The organism is Mesorhizobium sp. M2E.F.Ca.ET.209.01.1.1, from assembly GCF_004010375.2.
Taxonomy (GTDB): Bacteria; Pseudomonadota; Alphaproteobacteria; order Rhizobiales; family Rhizobiaceae; genus Mesorhizobium.
This window is the reverse complement of sequence record NZ_SADP02001400.1, coordinates 1-279: the sequence shown is the minus strand read 5'-3', so window position 1 is coordinate 279 and position 279 is coordinate 1. Positions and strand designations below refer to the sequence as shown.

General features: G+C 58.1%; 1 protein-coding gene. It reads left to right on the top strand.

Translation table 11 applies throughout. The features are described from left to right. Positions 1–219 (top strand): hypothetical protein (locus tag EN852_RS42100; protein ID WP_210238354.1); only part of this gene is annotated, 219 nt, incomplete at its 5' end. Between the last annotated feature and the right edge of the window lie 60 nt (positions 220–279).

Genomic DNA, 279 nt, shown 5'->3' with positions numbered 1-279 from the left:
CAAGCGGCGTGGCCGCATGCCGGTTCGACGCCGCTTGCGATATGCGGCAGTGCCGCAATTGTTGATATGCAGCTTCGCTGCAATCCGATATGCAGCTGCGCTGCAATCGTGGATATGCGGCGGTGCCGCAATGATGGACATGCGGGCTGCGCCGCAGTGCTTATCATCGGACTAAAAGGCAGAGTGGGCAACGAAAAATTCGAACCCGCTAATATATAATGGCGGCGATCGCTACCTGGCCATTGTGTGGTATTCGGGGTTCGGCCGCATGTCGACGGC